This is a genomic window from Intrasporangium sp. Soil_C_50 (assembly GCF_057656595.1).
The window spans coordinates 199,335-213,774 of the sequence record NZ_JBDGKB010000004.1 but is presented as its reverse complement, the minus strand read 5'-3'; the positions used below and the strand labels follow the sequence as shown (position 1 = coordinate 213,774).

Sequence of the window (14,440 nt, the reverse complement as noted above, 5' to 3'; positions counted from 1 at the left end):
GCCTCCGTCGTCCCCGTGGGAGCGCCGCGTGCCGCGACCTACAGTGGGTCCATGAGCACGAGCGACGGTTCCGGCACCAGCACGACCGACGCCGGTGGCACCGCTGCGCCGCCCCGCGTCGTGCTGCTCGGGCGCGAGGGCTGCCACCTGTGCGACGAGGCCCGGGACGTCGTCGAACGGGTCTCGGCCGACCTCGGCGTGACGTGGCAGGAGAGGTCCGTCGACGAGGACCCGGACCTCGTGCGGCGGTACGGCGAGCAGATCCCGGTGACGTTCGTCGACGGTCGCCGGCACGACTTCTGGCGGGTGGACGAGGCGCGCCTGCGACGCGCCCTCGCCGACGGGTGAGAGGGACCGGTGCCCGGGGGCGTCTCTACGTCTGATAGGCCCGTCACGTCAACTTTGTGCATGGCTTCACAAACGTCTAGCCTGAACAGGTCCTTACGTGCTCCGCGTTCGCCTCGAACGCCTCTGCGAGAGGAGCCGGTGAGCAAGCGTGTCCGCCGACCCTGTTCTGCGTCGAGAGATCCCCGACGCAACCGTCGCGCGGCTTCCTGAGTACCTGCGGACGCTGTCCCGCCTGGCCGAGGACGGCGTGCTGTCGGTGTCGTCCGAAGAGCTCGCGGCCGAGGTCGGCGTGCGTTCGGCCCAGCTGCGCAAGGATCTGAGCCACCTCGGCTCCTACGGGGTGCGCGGCGTCGGCTACGACGTCGAGACCCTGGCCCTCGAGATCTCCCGGGCCCTCGGCCTGACGCAGGACTGGCCCGTGGCCATCGTCGGGATGGGCAACCTGGGCCACGCGCTCGCGTCCTACTCCGGCTTCGTCACCAAGGGCTTCCGCATCGTCGGGCTCTACGACGACGACCCGGCGCTCGCCGACGAGCTCGTCGTCGGCGTCCGCATCCGGCCGCTGTCCGAGATCGCCGCCCACCACGCCGTCGACCCCATCGCGATCGGGGTCATCGCGACGCCGGCCCCGGCCGCGCAGGCCGTGTGCGACGCGCTCGTGGGCACCGGCATCTCCTCGATCCTCAACTTCGCCCCGGCGGTCCTCTCCGTCCCCGCGGGCGTCGACGTGCGACGCGTCGACCTCTCCACCGAGCTGCAGATCCTCGCCTTCCACGCGCAGCGCAAGGCGCTCGCGGCCGGCGAGCTGCGATCGGCGGTGGCGCGGTGAGCCTGCTCGTCATCGGCCTGTCCCACCACACGGCGCCCCTGACGGTGCTCGAGGCACTGTCCGAGCGCCCCGACCGTGCCGAGGCCATCGCCGGCTCGGTGCTCGGCTCGGCCACCGCGTCGGAGGCCGTCGTGCTCTCGACGTGCAACCGGCTCGAGGTGTACGCCGAGGTCGCCGCCTTCCACCCGGCCGTCGCCGCCATCGGCGAGGCGCTCGCGCTCGCCGCGGGCATCGAGCAGGGCGAGGTCGTCACCAGCTCGCACGCGGCGCCGACCGACCCCGCCGAGGCCCTGGCCGCCCGGGCCGAGTCGCTGGCCGACCACCTCTACGTGCGCTTCGACGACGCCGCCGTCGCCCACACCTTCACGGTGGCGTGCGGCCTCGACTCGATGGCGGTCGGCGAGGCACAGGTGCTCGGCCAGATGCGCGACGCGCTCTCCGGCGCCCAGCAGCGAGGCCAGGCCGGCGAGTCGCTGAACTCCCTGTTCCAGCAGGCCCTCCGGGTCGGCAAGCGGGCCCACTCCGAGACCGACATCGACCGGCACAGCGTCTCGCTCGTGCAGATCGCGCTCGAGCAGGCCGCCCAGGTGCTCGGTCCCCTCGACGGCCGCAGCGCCGCCGTCGTCGGTGCCGGGGCCATGAGCGGCCTCGCCGCGGCCACCACGCGACGGGGCGGCATCGGCGAGCTGACCGTCGTCAACCGCACGCCCGAGCGCGCCGAGCGCCTCGCGGCCGCCACCCAGGGCACGGCCCGGCCGTGGTCCGAGCTGTCCGACGTCCTCGCCGAGGCCGACCTCGTCATCACGTGCACCGGCGCCGTCGGGCACGTCGTCACCGGGGCCGACCTCGCGACGGCTGCCGCGCGCCGCGACGGCCGACCGCAGGTCGTCGTCGACCTCGCCCTCCCGCGCGACGTCGAGCCCTCCGACACGTGGTCGACGCCGGTCGACTCGGTCGCACTGCTCGACCTCCAGCACCTCGGCCGGCTCCTCGAGGGCCGCGCCGACACCACCCAGGTCGTCCGCGTCCGCGAGCTCGTCACGGGCGAGGTCGCCGACTACCTGACCCGACGCGTCGAGAAGACCGTCGCGCCGACCGTCGCCGCGCTGCGATCCCGGGCCGCCGAGCTCGTCGCGGGCGAGATGGAGCGGCTCGACCAGCGCCTGCCCGGCCTCGACGAGGGCACCCGGGCCGAGATCGGCCTCGCCGTGCACCGCATCGTCGAGAAGCTGCTCCACACCCCGACCCGACGCGTCAAGGAGTTCGCGATGGAGGGCAGCGGCGACGACTACGCCGCAGCCCTGCGCGAGCTGTTCGACCTCGAGCCCAAGGACGTCGCCAACGTGTCGACCCCTCCGAAGCGGGGAGGTGGCGCATGACCACGCTGCGCCTCGGCACCCGCCGCTCCGCCCTCGCCACCACCCAGTCCGCCTGGGTCGCCGGCCGACTCCGCGCCCTCGGCCACGACGTCGAGCTCGTCGAGATCACGACTGAGGGCGACACGTCCGGCGAGCTGCTCACCGCGATCGGTGGCACCGGCGTCTTCGCGGCCGCGATCCGCAAGGCCCTGCTCGACGGTCGCATCGATGTCGCCGTCCACTCGCTCAAGGACCTCCCGACGACGCCCGAGCCCGGCCTCGTCGTCGCGGCGGTCCCGGAGCGCGAGGACAGCCGCGACGCCCTCGTGGCCCGCGACGGCCTGACCCTCGGCGAGCTGCCGGCCGGGTCGGTCGTCGGCACCGGGTCACCGCGTCGCACCGCCCAGCTCGCCGCGCTCGGTCTCGGCATCGAGATCCGCCCGATCCGCGGCAACGTCGACACCCGCATCGGCCTCGTCACGTCGGGCACGCTCGACGCCGTCGTCCTCGCGCGGGCGGGCCTGGCCCGCCTCGGCCGGCTCGACGAGGCCACCGAGGTGCTCGACCCGATCCAGGTGCTCCCGGCGCCGGGGCAGGGTGCCCTCGCCGTGGAGTGCCGGTCCGACCGTTCCGACGTGCTCGCCGCGGTCACCCCGCTCGACGACCGCGACACCCGTGCCTGCGTCCTCGCCGAGCGGTCGCTGCTGCGCACCCTCGAGGCCGGCTGCACCGCACCCGTCGGGGCGCTGGCCGAGGTCGTCGAGGACGACGACGGCCCGGTGCTGTCGCTGCGTGCCTTCGTCGGCACGGAGGACGGCGCCGTCGAGCTGCGTCGCTCGCTCGTCGGCGGGTACGACGAGCCCGAAGATCTCGGGCGCCGCCTCGCGCACGTCTGCCTCGAGGACGGCGCCGCCGAGATCACGGGCACCCCGGTCGGGGCACCTGCTCCGGTCGGCGCCACCCCGGACACCGTTCCACCGCACGACCCGTACGACAGTCCTCGGGACGACACGTACGACACCGACTCACCGCACGCCTCACACCGACCGGAGCAAGTTTCGTGACCCAGTCTCGCCAGCCGTCGGAGCAGACGGCGTCGACCCCCACGCTCTCCACCTCTCCCGCCCGCGTCGCCTTCGTCGGGTCCGGGCCGGGTGACCCGGGCCTGCTGACGCTGCGCGCCCGTGACCTGCTCGCGGCCGCCGACGCCGTCGTGCTCGACCGCGTCGCCCGCGAGGACGTCGTCCTGGCCCACGCGCGTCCCGACGTCGAGGTCATCGACGCCGGCCACGGCGAGCAGGGCCAGGAGCTGACCCACGCGGTCCGCGCCAAGCTCGTCGTCAAGGCCGCCAAGGCGGTCGGCCCGTCCGGCCTCGTCGTGCGGCTCATGGACGGCGACCCCGCCACCTTCAACGGCCTCGCCGAGGAGGTCCGCGCCTGCCGCAAGGCCGGGCTGACCTTCGACGTCGTGCCGGGAGTCTCTGCCGTCACGGCCGGCCCGACGTACGCCGGTGTGCCGCTCACCTCCAAGGCCACCGGGGCCGTCCACGTCCTCGCCACCGAGCACGCCGGGCTCGACCTCGCGCCGTACGCGGCCGACGCCGACACCCTCGTCCTGCTCGGCAACACCGAGACGATCCGCAAGGCGCTGGCCGCGCTGCTCGCGGCGGGCCGTCCCGGCGAGTCGCTCGTGGCCCTGACGACCAACCCGACGACGGTCCGCCAGACGTCGGTCACGTCCTCGCTCGAGGCCGTCGACCGCCTCTTCTCCGGCAAGGAGCCGCTCGAGGTCTCGCTCGCCGTCGTCTCCCCGAACGTCGACCTGCGCGAGGAGTTCGCGTGGTTCGAGACCAAGCCGCTCTTCGGCTGGAAGGTCCTCGTGCCGCGCACCCAGGCCCAGGCCGGCCCGATGGTCGACCGTCTCGCCGGCTACGGCGCCACGGCCGACGTCGTCCCGACGATCTCCGTCGAGCCGCCGCGCACGCCGCAGCAGATGGAGAAGGCCGTCAAGGGCCTCGTCACCGGACGCTACGAGTGGATCGGCTTCACGTCGGTCAACGCCGTGCGTGCGGTCCGTGAGCGGTTCGAGGAGTTCGGCCTCGACGCGCGCGCCTTCGCCGGCCTCAAGGTCGCCGCCGTCGGTGGCGTCACCGCCGAGGCGCTGCGCGAGTGGGGCATCAACCCCGACCTCGTCCCCTCCGGCGAGCAGTCCGCCGCCGGCCTGCTCGAGGAGTGGCCCGAGTTCGACGAGGTGCTCGACCCGATCAACCGCGTCCTGCTGCCGCGCGCCGACATCGCCACCGAGACCCTCGTCGCCGGCCTGCGCGACATGGGCTGGGAGGTCGACGACGTCACCGCCTACCGCACGGTGCGCGCGGCGCCGCCGGCCGCGTCGATCCGCGACGCCATCAAGGGCGGCGACTACGACGCGGTGCTCTTCACGTCGAGCTCGACGGTGCGCAACCTGGTCGGCATCGCCGGAAAGCCCCACGCCGCAACGGTCGTCGCCTGCATCGGGCCGGCCACGGCCAAGACGGCCCAGGAGCACGGCCTGCGCGTCGACGTCCTCGCGCAGGAGGCCTCGGCCCTCGCGCTCGTCGACGCCCTGGCCGGGCACGGCGTCGGCCTGCAGGTCGCGGCCCGCGAGGCCAGCCAGCCGGTGCAGCGCCCGAGCGACAAGCGTCCGGCCTCGCGCCGCCGCGCCCGCTGAGGAGCACCGGGTGATCGAACGTCCCCGTCGACTGCGGCAGAACCCGGTGCTGCGGTCCCTCGTGGCCGAGACCCGGGTGCACCCGCGTGACCTCGTGCTGCCCGTGTTCGTCGCCGAGGGCCTGCGCGAGCCCCGCCCGATCGACAGCATGCCGGGCGTCCAGCAGCACACCCTGGAGAGCGTCGTCGACGTGGCGCGGCGCTGCGTGGCCGCCGGCGTCGGCGGGATCATGCTCTTCGGCGTCCCGGAGACCAAGGACGCCACCGGGTCCGGCGGCATCGCCCCCGACGGCATCCTCAACCTCGCGCTCCGCGCCGTGCGCGACGCGGTGGGCGACGACCTCGTGGTCATGGCCGACACGTGCCTCGACGAGTTCACCGACCACGGTCACTGCGGCGTGCTCGACGAGCAGGGCCGCGTCGACAACGACGCGACCAACGAGCTGTACGCCGAGATGGCCGTGGCACAGGCGCGGGCGGGTGCCCACGTCGTGGCCCCCTCCGGGATGATGGACGGCCAGGTCGCCGTCATCCGCGAGGCGCTCGACGCCGAGGGACTCACCGACACCGTCATCCTCGCCTACTCGGCGAAGTACGCCTCGGCCTTCTTCGGCCCGTTCCGCGAGGCCGTGCAGTCGAGCCTGCAGGGCGACCGTCGCACGTACCAGCAGGACCCCGCGAACATCGTCGAGTCGCTGCGCGAGATCGACCTCGACATCGCCGAGGGCGCCGACATGGTCATGGTCAAACCGGCCATGAGCTACCTCGACGTCGTCGCCGCCGCCGCGGAGCGCTCCTCCGTGCCGGTGGCGGCCTACCAGGTGTCGGGCGAGTACTCGATGATCCACGCGGCCGCCGCGAACGGCTGGATCGACCTGCGGGCCACCGCCCTCGAGACCCTGACCTCGATCCGCCGCGCCGGCGCGCAGGTCGTCCTGACGTATTTCGCCCTCGACGCGGCCGACTGGCTCGCCTGACGCCTTACGATCAGGGGGCGCAGGAGGTGCACATGGCCGGTGGTTCAGGGGACGACGGCGTGAGGTGGCTCGACGACGGCGAGCAGCGGTCGTGGCGTGCCGTCCTGCGCGGCACGCGCCTGCTCGAGCGGGCGCTCGACGAGGCGCTCGGCGACGCCGGCATCGCGCTGAGCGAGTACGAGATCATCTCGATGCTCTCCGAGAGCCCGCAGCACCGGCTGCGGATGAGCGAGCTCGCCTCGATGGTCGTGCAGTCACGCAGCCGGCTCACCCACACGGCCAAGCGCCTCGAGGAGCGCGGCTGGGTCGCCCGTGAGTCGTGCCTCGAGGACAAGCGCGGCGTCGAGCTCGTGCTGACCGCCGGGGGTCTCGCGGCGGTGCAGGACATCTCGAGGGTGCACGTGCAGAGCGTGCGCGACAACCTCGTCGACATCATGACCCGCGAGCAGTTCCAGGCGATCGGCGACGCCATGGCGATCGTCCGCGACCACCTCGACCCCGAGGGCGCGAGCGGCCGCTGACCGGCCACGTCCCGGCGGTTGCGACAATGGGGGCATGAGCTCCCAGCCCACGACCGCCCCCGACACGACCGACGCCCCCGCCTCGGCGGCCCTCCTCGAGCGGGCCGGACGCGTCATCCCCGGCGGCGTCAACTCTCCGGTCCGCGCGTTCCGCGCCGTCGGCGGCACGCCACGCTTCATGCGCAGCGGCCAGGGCGCGTGGCTCACCGACGCCGACGGCAAGAAGTACGTGGACCTCATCTGCTCGTGGGGCCCGATGATCCTCGGCCACGCACACCCTGAGGTGCTGCGTGCGGTGAACGAGGCTGCGGCGCAAGGCTTCTCGTTCGGCACTCCCTCGGAGAACGAGGTGCTCCTCGCCGAGGAGATCGTCGGGCGGATGGAGCCGGTCGAGCAGGTGCGCCTCGTCAACTCCGGCACCGAGGCGACGATGTCGGCGATCCGCCTGGCCCGTGGCTTCACCGGCCGTGACGTCGTCGTGAAGTTCGCGGGCTGCTACCACGGCCACGTCGACGCGCTGCTCGCCTCGGCCGGCTCGGGTGTCGCGACGTTCGCGCTGCCCGACTCCGCCGGTGTGCCCCGCTCGAGCGCCGGGGAGACGATCGTCCTGCCGTACAACGACGTCGCGGCCCTCGAGGCGGCGTTCGCCGAGCGCGGCGAGGAGATCGCGGCGGTGATCACCGAGGCCGCCCCCGGCAACATGGGCGTCGTGCCGCCGGCCCCCGGCTTCACCGAGGCGCTGCGTCGCGTCACGAAGGCCCACGGCGCGCTGCTCGTGTCCGACGAGGTGATGACCGGCTTCCGGGCCTCGGCGTCGGGCTACTTCGGCTGCGAGGAGCACCCGTCGGGTCCGGCCGACCTCTACACGTTCGGCAAGGTGATGGGCGGTGGCTTCCCGACCGCGGCCTTCGGCGGGCGGGCCGACGTCATGGCGCTGCTGGCGCCGCAGGGCCCCGTGTACCAGGCCGGGACGCTGTCGGGTAACCCCGTCGCCTCGGCCGCCGGCCTCGCCACGCTGCGCGGCTGCACGCCGGCGGTGTACGAGCGCCTCGGCGTCGCGGCCCACACCATCGCCGACGCCGTGAGCGCCGAGCTGTCCGCAGCGTCGGTGCCGCACACCGTCCAGTGGGCCGGGTCGATGTTCTCGGTCTTCTTCCGCGACGGCGCGGTGAGCAGCTACGACGACGCCAAGGCGCAGGACACCGACGCGTTCCGCCGGTTCTTCCACGCGATGCTCGGCCAGGGCGTCCACCTGCCGCCGAGCGCCTTCGAGTCGTGGTTCGTCTCGGCGGCCCACGACGACGAGGCGGTCGGCCACGTGCTCGCTGCGCTGCCCGCTGCGGCGCGCGCGGCCGCGACGCCGGACTGACCCGGGCCCCCGCGCGGGCGTCCCTGCCGGCACCGCGGGGGCCTCGGGACCTTGTCCGCGGCCGGGCGGGGGAGGACGCTGGAGGGCGACGGCGGCGCCGTCGGGGCGCTGCCTCGAGGCAAGGGAGGTGGGCCGTGTACGCACGTTCCACGACGGTCACGGGCCAAGCGGACATGGTCGAGTCGGGCATCGCGCACGTCAAGGACACGGTGATGCCGCAGGTCAGAGCGATGGACGGCTGCGTCGGGCTCTCCCTCATCGCCGACCGCGAGAGCGGACGGTGCATCGTCACGACCGCCTGGCGCGACGAGGCCGCGATGCGCGCGACCGCCGATGCGGTCATGCCTCTGCGCGAGCGCGCCGCGAGCATGTTCGGCGGCGAGACGAGCGTGGACGAGTGGGAGGTCGCCTACCTGCACCGCGACCACCGGTCCGCCGATGGCGCGTGCACCCGCGTCACGTGGCTCGAGGGCGACTCGGCCGTCATGGATCGCATGATCGAGATGGTCAGGACGACGATCATGCCCAAGCTCGAGGCGATCGACGGCTTCTGCAGCGCCAGCCTCATGGTCGACCGCGCCGCGGGGCGGGCGTGCTTCACGGCGTCCTACGACTCGACCGAGGCCATGGTGGCAGCGCGCGACGCCGCGATGGGTCTGCGCGCCGACGTGATGACGGAGACGGGGACGCGGATCACCCAGGTGGCCGAGTTCGAGCTGGCCCTCGCGCACCTCGACGTGCCCGAGCTCGTCTGACACCCCGACCATCAGGAGAAAGTGCCCACTCGACCACGTGAACGGTCAGGCGCACCTTCGGTCGAGCGGGCACTTTCTCGCGTTCGGGGGTCGCGTCAGTGGACGGTGGCGAGCAGGACGCCGGCGCCGACGAACAGGCTGCCGAAGACGCGTCCGAGCGTGCGCCGCCCCGACTCGCGAGCCGTGAGGCGCCGCAGCCCGCGCGCCGCGAGCGCGAAGACGAACCACATGACGACGACGTCGATGACGACGACGGTCGCCGCGAGCAGCGCGTACTGCGGCACGAGCGGCCGTGCAGGATCGATGAACTGCGGGGTGAAGGCGAGAAAGAACACGACGGCCTTCGGGTTGGTGAGGTTGACGAGCAGGCCGCGCCGGAACATCGACCAGCCCGACTCACGCACGGCCTCACCCGCGTCCTCGGCCTTCCCGCGGGCCCGGAGCTGCCGGACGCCGAGGAACACGAGATAGGCGGCGCCGGCGTAGCGCACGACGCTGAACAGCACCGGCGAGCCGGCGACGACGACGCCGACCCCCGCGGCGACGACGGCGATGTGCACGAGCAGCGCCGCCTGCTGCCCGAGGATGCCCCAGATGGCGCGGGCCCAGCCCGAGCCGATCGAGTTGGCCATCGTGTTGACCGCGCCGGCGCCCGGCGTCAGGGAGATGAGCACGCCCGCCGCGCAGAGGGCGAGCCAGACCGAGAGGGACACGCGGGGAGTGTAGAGCGCACGCGCCGGGTGGCGCCGGGCATCTCGTCCATCGTCTCCCGGCGCCGCGCGCAACCCGGGTGCCGACCGCGGATTCGGTCGTTGGCGGACCGTTTGAGACACTGGGGCACATGACGCACAGCACGGCCGGAGGCAGCGGGGAACCCGTCGACACCACCGCCGACACGACCGTCGTGCACCTCATGCGCCACGGCGAGGTCCACAACCCCGACGGTGTGCTCTACGGGCGCCTCGAGGGCTACCACCTCAGCGACCTCGGCCGCGAGATGGCCGACGTCGTCGCCGCGCACCTGGCCACCAACGACGTCACGTACGTCGTCGCCTCCCCGCTCGAGCGGGCCCAGGAGACCGCGGCGCCGATCGCGAGCAGCCACGGCCTCGACATCGCGACCGACGCGCGCCTCATCGAGTCGGCCAACCACTTCGAGGGCGGCCGCACGAGCAAGAAGGACCTCCTGCACCCGCGGCACTGGCACGTCCTCGCCAACCCGACCAAGCCGTCGTGGGGCGAGCCGTACGAGCTCATCGCCGCCCGCATGCTCGCCGCCGTCGACGCAGCACGCGAGGCCGCCCGCGGCCACGAGGCCGTCGTCGTCTCGCACCAGCTGCCGGTGTGGACGGTCCGCAACAAGCTCGAGGGCCGGCGCCTCTGGCACGACCCGCGCAAGCGCGTCTGCACCCTGGCCTCGCTGACATCGCTGACCTACATCGGCGACGAGCTCGTCTCGATCACCTACTCCGAGCCGGCCTTCGCGCTGCTCGCCGGGGCCAGCAGGAGCGTGGGCGCCTGATGGCCGAGCTCGACCGACGCACCGCGCTGCGCTGGGGCGCCGTCGCCATCGCCGGGGGCCTCGCCCTCGTCACGGCGGCCTGCACATCCGACCCGAACTCCGTGGAGTCCCAGGCCCGCTCGGGCGACCGCAAGGGCTACGTCGCCGGCGACGGCTCGATCGAGCAGCTGGCCCCCGGCCAGCGGGGTGAGCCCGTCGAGCTGCTCGGCACGACGCTCGAGGGCCAGGCCTGGTCGCTCAAGGACAAGGACGGCGCGGTCGTCGTCGTCAACGTCTGGGGCTCGTGGTGCCCGCCCTGCATCGAGGAGACGCCGGCGCTGCAGAAGGCGTGGGAGAAGGTCCAGGCCGACCGCAAGGACGTCGTCTTCATCGGCATGGACAAGCTCGAGGGCCCCGAGACCGGCCTCGCCTTCCAGAAGGCCAAGGGCGTGACCTACCCCTCGCTCGCGTACGACGGCGGGGTGCCGCTGCTCGCCCTCCAGGGCAAGGCATCGGCGACCCCGACGACGCTCGTGCTCGACGGCGACGGGCGGATCGCCGCGCGCGTGTCGGGCCCCGTCACCACCTCGACCTTGCTGGGCCTCGTCGACGACGTCCTCGCCGAGCAGGGCTGAGGCTCACCGCGTGAACCCCGACATCACCACCGGATCGCTGCTCGTCGCGGCGGTGGTCGCGCTCGCCGCGGGGTTCGTCTCCTTCGCATCGCCGTGCGTCCTGCCGCTCGTGCCCGGCTTCCTCGGCTACGTCACCGGCCTGTCCGACGTGTCGCTCCGGGAGCGCTCGCGCGGGCGCCTCGTGCTCGGGGCACTGCTGTTCGTCCTCGGTTTCTCCGTCGTCTTCCTCCTCGGGGCCGCGACACTGTCGGGACTCGGGGTGGCGCTGCGCGAGCACCAGGCGCTGCTGCTGCGCGTCGGCGGTGTCCTCGTCATCGTCGCGGCGCTGATGTTCCTCGGCCTCGGCGACCGGTTCTCGGCCCAGCTGAGCTGGCGTCCCCGGGCAGGCCTGGCCGGCGCACCGCTCCTCGGCGCGGTCTTCGGCCTCGGCTGGGCGCCGTGCATGGGCCCGACGCTCGGGGCGATCCTCGCCATGGCTGCGCCGCTGTCGGCGGAGTCCGGCACCGTCGGGCGAGGGGTGCTCCTCGCCGTCTTCTACTGCGTCGGCCTCGGCGTCCCGTTCGTGCTCATGGCGGCGCTGTGGGAGCGGGCCGGACGCGCGAGCGGCTGGCTTCGCCGGCACCGACGCCCCATCCAGCTCGTGGGAGGCGGCCTGCTGCTCGCCGTCGGCGTCCTCATGGTGACGGGCCTCTGGGAGGACGTCATCGTGTGGGTCCAGACCCACTTCGTCGCGACGTTCCAGGTGGCCCTGTGATGACGACCGGTACCCCGACGAAGAAGGCCGCGAAGGCCCTCCGGGAGCAGGAGCGCCAGGAGCGCCGCGACCGCGAGCCGGTCCTGCCCGAGCTCGGCTTCGTCGGCCTGCTGCGCTGGGGCTGGCGGCAGCTGACGAGCATGCGCACCGCGCTCTTCCTGCTCCTGCTGCTGGCCATCGCGGCCGTGCCCGGCTCGATCTTCCCGCAGCGCAACATCGACGCGGGACGGGTCGCCGACTACATCGCCCAGAACCCGACGTCCTCGCCGTGGCTCGACCGGTTCGGGTTCTTCGACGTCTACTCCTCGCCGTGGTTCTCGGCGATCTACCTGCTGCTGTTCGTCTCCCTCGTCGGGTGCATCGTGCCGCGCAGCAAGGTGCACCTCGCGGCCCTGCGCGCCAAGCCGCCCAAGGCGCCCGCGCGCCTGCGCCGACTCGACGAGAGCGCCGAGGTGACGACGACGCTGACCTCAGAGGAGGCTCTGCAGGTCGCGCGGGAGGTGCTGCGCAGCAAGCGGTTCCGCGTCCACTCGCACGACGCCACGTCGGTCAGCGCCGAGTCGGGATACCTGCGCGAGACCGGCAACCTGCTCTTCCACCTGGCGCTCACCGGCATCATCGTCGGCATGGCCGTCGGCCACCTGTTCGGCTGGCGTGGCGACGTCATCCTGCCCGAGGGCGAGAAGATCGCGGCCTCGGCCGGCACCTTCAACACGTGGTCGCCGGGCCCGTGGGTCAGCGACGAGTCGCTCCCGCCGTTCGTCCTGTCGCTGACCAAGCTGCACGTCGCCTTCGAGGAGACGCCCGGCAAGGACTTCGGCAAGCCGCGCGACTTCACCGCCGAGACGCGGCTCTCGCCCGAGCCCGGGGCGCCGGCCGCCGACGAGTCGATCAGCGTCAACCACCCGGCCAGCGTCGACGGGGCCGACATCTTCCTGCTCGGCAACGGCTACACCCCGGTCATCACGGTCCGCGACGCCAAGGGCACCGTCCTCTACCGCGAGGCCACCCCGTTCCTCCCGCAGGACCCGAACTACCGCTCGGTCGGCGTCGTCAAGGTGCCGTCGGCCTCGCCGAAGCAGCTCGGGTTCACCGGCTTCTTCCTGCCGACGGCCGAGCCGACCTTCAAGAACGGCCCGGTGTCGCTGTTCCCCGACGCCCAGAACCCCGAGCTCGCGCTGTCGGTGTGGGAGGGCAACCTGTTCCCCGGCAACCGGCCGCAGTCGGTCTACACGCTCAACACCGACGAGATGAAGCAGGTGACCGGCACCGACGGGACTCCCGAGCTCGTCCGCCTCAAGCTCGGCGAGACCAAGCAGCTGCCGGGGGGCCGCGGCTCGATCTCGTTCGACTCGGTCAAGCGCTTCGCCGGCCTGTCGGTGCGCACCGACCCCGGCGCCCCCGTCAGCCTCGTCAGCGCCCTGCTGGCCACGGGTGGGCTCATCCTCGGCCTCACCATCAAGCGCCGACGCGTCTTCGTCCGCGTCCGTCCGGCGGTCGAGGCCGCCGCGTCGGGGCCCGGCGGGCCGGGTGGCGCTGGGGGGCCGGACCCCGAGGCTGGGGACGCTGCGGGCGCACCGACTACCGTGGTCACCATCGGTGGCCTCTCCAAGGACTCCGACCCCGGGCTCGCCGCGATCGTCGCGGCGGTGCACGACCGACTGGCAGAACGGAACGACCACCCGTGAACCTCCCAGGCAACGCGAACGCCGCGCTCTACGCGTCGATGATCGTCTACACGCTGGCCATGCTCGCCTTCACGTGGCACCTCGCGGCGCGCGCGCCGAAGGTCGCCGACTCGCGGGTGGCAGACCGGGAGGAGGTGCTCGTCGGCGCGGCCCCGAGCACGGGCTCCGGCGCGGACGAGCGGCCGCGGCCGGTGTCGCCGTACGCCGCCGGCGCCGGCTACGAGGAGAGCCTCAAGAGCCGCCAGCGGGGCAGCATCGCGCTGATGCTCACCTACCTCGCCTCGGCGCTGCTCGCCGCGTCGGTGCTCATGCGCGGGCTCGCAGTGTCGCGACCGCCGTGGGGCAACATGTTCGAGTTCGCCACGGCGGCGGCCGCGGCCGTCGGTGTCGTGTACTCGCTGCTGGCTCGCCGCAAGCGGTGGGAGTGGCTCGGCGTCTTCATCGTCACGCCGATCCTGCTCGTCCTCGGTCTCGCGCTCACCGTGCTCTACACCGAGGCCGGCGAGCTGATGCCGGCCCTCAAGTCGTACTGGCTCGGCATCCACGTGTCGGTGGCCTTCATCGCCGTGGCGTTCTTCACCATCGGGGCCGCGATCGGCGCGCTCTACCTCGTGCGCCGCCGCCGCGAGGACCAGCCGGTGAAGCCCACGTTCATCGAGTCGCTGCCGTCGTCGGCCGCCCTCGAGCGAGCCGCCTACAGCATCAACATGGTCGGCTTCATCCTCTGGACCTTCACCCTCATCGCCGGCGCCATCTGGGCCAAGCAGGCGTGGGGCGCCTACTGGCAGTGGGACCCCAAGGAGGTGTGGACGTTCGTCATCTGGGTCGTCTACGCCGCCTACATGCACGGGCGGGCCACAGCCGGCGTCGACCACCGCCGCTCGATGTACATCGCGCTCGCGGGCTATGTCGCCGTGATCGTCAACTTCACCCTGGTCAACCTCGTGTCGACGTTCGTCGGCATGCACAACTACTCGGGCATGTGAGGGTGGTCTG

Annotated in this window: 15 protein-coding genes; 14 read left to right on the top strand and 1 reads right to left on the bottom strand. The window is 73.0% G+C overall.

What is annotated here, in order from left to right:
• Positions 1-51: 51 nt before the first annotated feature.
• From AC3A5R_RS12485 to AC3A5R_RS12445, 9 genes are all read left to right on the top strand, one after another.
• The gene (locus tag AC3A5R_RS12485; RefSeq protein WP_487621076.1) at positions 52-348 is read left to right on the top strand and encodes a glutaredoxin family protein; all 297 of its coding nucleotides are present in this window, start codon (positions 52-54) and stop codon (positions 346-348) included.
• A 148-nt stretch (positions 349-496) separates the two neighbouring features.
• Positions 497-1,177 carry a redox-sensing transcriptional repressor Rex gene (locus AC3A5R_RS12480; RefSeq protein ID WP_323097869.1) on the top strand — a complete coding sequence of 227 codons (681 nt, stop codon included), beginning with the start codon at positions 497-499 and terminating at the stop codon, positions 1,175-1,177.
• Positions 1,174-2,556 (top strand): glutamyl-tRNA reductase, encoded by a 1,383-nt coding sequence (gene hemA / locus AC3A5R_RS12475; protein ID WP_487621075.1) that lies wholly within the window; start codon positions 1,174-1,176, stop codon positions 2,554-2,556. The genes AC3A5R_RS12480 and hemA overlap by 4 nt, the downstream gene beginning before the upstream one ends.
• Positions 2,553-3,599 (top strand): hydroxymethylbilane synthase, encoded by a 1,047-nt coding sequence (gene hemC / locus AC3A5R_RS12470; RefSeq protein ID WP_487621074.1) that lies wholly within the window; start codon positions 2,553-2,555, stop codon positions 3,597-3,599. The genes hemA and hemC overlap by 4 nt, the downstream gene beginning before the upstream one ends.
• On the top strand, positions 3,596-5,245 hold the full coding sequence (locus AC3A5R_RS12465) for a bifunctional uroporphyrinogen-III C-methyltransferase/uroporphyrinogen-III synthase (RefSeq protein WP_487621073.1): 1,650 nt from the start codon (positions 3,596-3,598) through the stop codon (positions 5,243-5,245). The genes hemC and AC3A5R_RS12465 overlap by 4 nt, the downstream gene beginning before the upstream one ends.
• A gap of 10 nt (positions 5,246-5,255) precedes the next feature.
• Positions 5,256-6,221 (top strand): porphobilinogen synthase, encoded by a 966-nt coding sequence (hemB, locus tag AC3A5R_RS12460; RefSeq protein WP_487621072.1) that lies wholly within the window; start codon positions 5,256-5,258, stop codon positions 6,219-6,221.
• A gap of 32 nt (positions 6,222-6,253) precedes the next feature.
• Complete coding sequence (locus tag AC3A5R_RS12455) at positions 6,254-6,742, top strand: MarR family winged helix-turn-helix transcriptional regulator (RefSeq protein ID WP_487621071.1); 489 nt, start codon at positions 6,254-6,256, stop codon at positions 6,740-6,742.
• A 34-nt stretch (positions 6,743-6,776) separates the two neighbouring features.
• Positions 6,777-8,111: a glutamate-1-semialdehyde 2,1-aminomutase gene (gene hemL / locus AC3A5R_RS12450; RefSeq protein ID WP_487621070.1), complete on the top strand. Its 1,335-nt coding sequence runs from the start codon at positions 6,777-6,779 to the stop codon at positions 8,109-8,111.
• A 134-nt stretch (positions 8,112-8,245) separates the two neighbouring features.
• Positions 8,246-8,866, top strand: coding sequence for an antibiotic biosynthesis monooxygenase (locus AC3A5R_RS12445; protein WP_487621069.1), 621 nt, complete (start codon positions 8,246-8,248; stop codon positions 8,864-8,866).
• A 95-nt stretch (positions 8,867-8,961) separates the two neighbouring features.
• On the opposite strand, the gene AC3A5R_RS12440 is transcribed toward AC3A5R_RS12445, so the two are convergent.
• On the bottom strand, positions 8,962-9,579 hold the full coding sequence (locus AC3A5R_RS12440) for a LysE family transporter (RefSeq protein ID WP_487621068.1): 618 nt from the start codon (positions 9,577-9,579) through the stop codon (positions 8,962-8,964).
• Positions 9,580-9,707: 128 nt separating this feature from the next.
• Between AC3A5R_RS12440 and AC3A5R_RS12435 the strand changes: the two genes are divergently transcribed.
• From AC3A5R_RS12435 to ccsB, 5 genes are read left to right on the top strand one after another with little or no spacing between them, the layout of a single operon-like run.
• Entirely contained in the window at positions 9,708-10,388 is a 681-nt protein-coding gene (locus AC3A5R_RS12435) for a histidine phosphatase family protein (RefSeq protein WP_487621067.1), read from the top strand.
• Positions 10,388-11,002, top strand: coding sequence for a TlpA family protein disulfide reductase (locus AC3A5R_RS12430; protein WP_487621066.1), 615 nt, complete (start codon positions 10,388-10,390; stop codon positions 11,000-11,002). Before AC3A5R_RS12435 ends, AC3A5R_RS12430 begins: the two co-directional genes overlap by 1 nt.
• Positions 11,003-11,012: 10 nt before the next feature.
• Positions 11,013-11,756: a cytochrome c biogenesis CcdA family protein gene (locus AC3A5R_RS12425; RefSeq protein WP_487621065.1), complete on the top strand. Its 744-nt coding sequence runs from the start codon at positions 11,013-11,015 to the stop codon at positions 11,754-11,756.
• Positions 11,756-13,444 carry a cytochrome c biogenesis protein ResB gene (gene resB / locus AC3A5R_RS12420; protein WP_487621064.1) on the top strand — a complete coding sequence of 563 codons (1,689 nt, stop codon included), beginning with the start codon at positions 11,756-11,758 and terminating at the stop codon, positions 13,442-13,444. The genes AC3A5R_RS12425 and resB overlap by 1 nt, the downstream gene beginning before the upstream one ends.
• Positions 13,441-14,430 (top strand): c-type cytochrome biogenesis protein CcsB, encoded by a 990-nt coding sequence (gene ccsB, locus AC3A5R_RS12415; RefSeq protein ID WP_487621063.1) that lies wholly within the window; start codon positions 13,441-13,443, stop codon positions 14,428-14,430. The genes resB and ccsB overlap by 4 nt, the downstream gene beginning before the upstream one ends.
• Positions 14,431-14,440: the final 10 nt, after the last annotated feature.

Bases quoted from the DNA above. Each gene is read 5' to 3' on its own strand.
- AC3A5R_RS12485 (WP_487621076.1), top strand. From the start codon at position 52: ATGAGCACGAGCGACGGTTCCGGCACCAGCACGACCGACGCCGGTGGC.
- hemC (WP_487621074.1), top strand. From the start codon at position 2,553: ATGACCACGCTGCGCCTCGGCACCCGCCGCTCCGCCCTCGCCACCACC.
- AC3A5R_RS12455 (WP_487621071.1), top strand. From the start codon at position 6,254: ATGGCCGGTGGTTCAGGGGACGACGGCGTGAGGTGGCTCGACGACGGC.
- hemL (WP_487621070.1), top strand. From the start codon at position 6,777: ATGAGCTCCCAGCCCACGACCGCCCCCGACACGACCGACGCCCCCGCC.
- AC3A5R_RS12435 (WP_487621067.1), top strand. From the start codon at position 9,708: ATGACGCACAGCACGGCCGGAGGCAGCGGGGAACCCGTCGACACCACC.
- AC3A5R_RS12430 (WP_487621066.1), top strand. From the start codon at position 10,388: ATGGCCGAGCTCGACCGACGCACCGCGCTGCGCTGGGGCGCCGTCGCC.
- resB (WP_487621064.1), top strand. From the start codon at position 11,756: ATGACGACCGGTACCCCGACGAAGAAGGCCGCGAAGGCCCTCCGGGAG.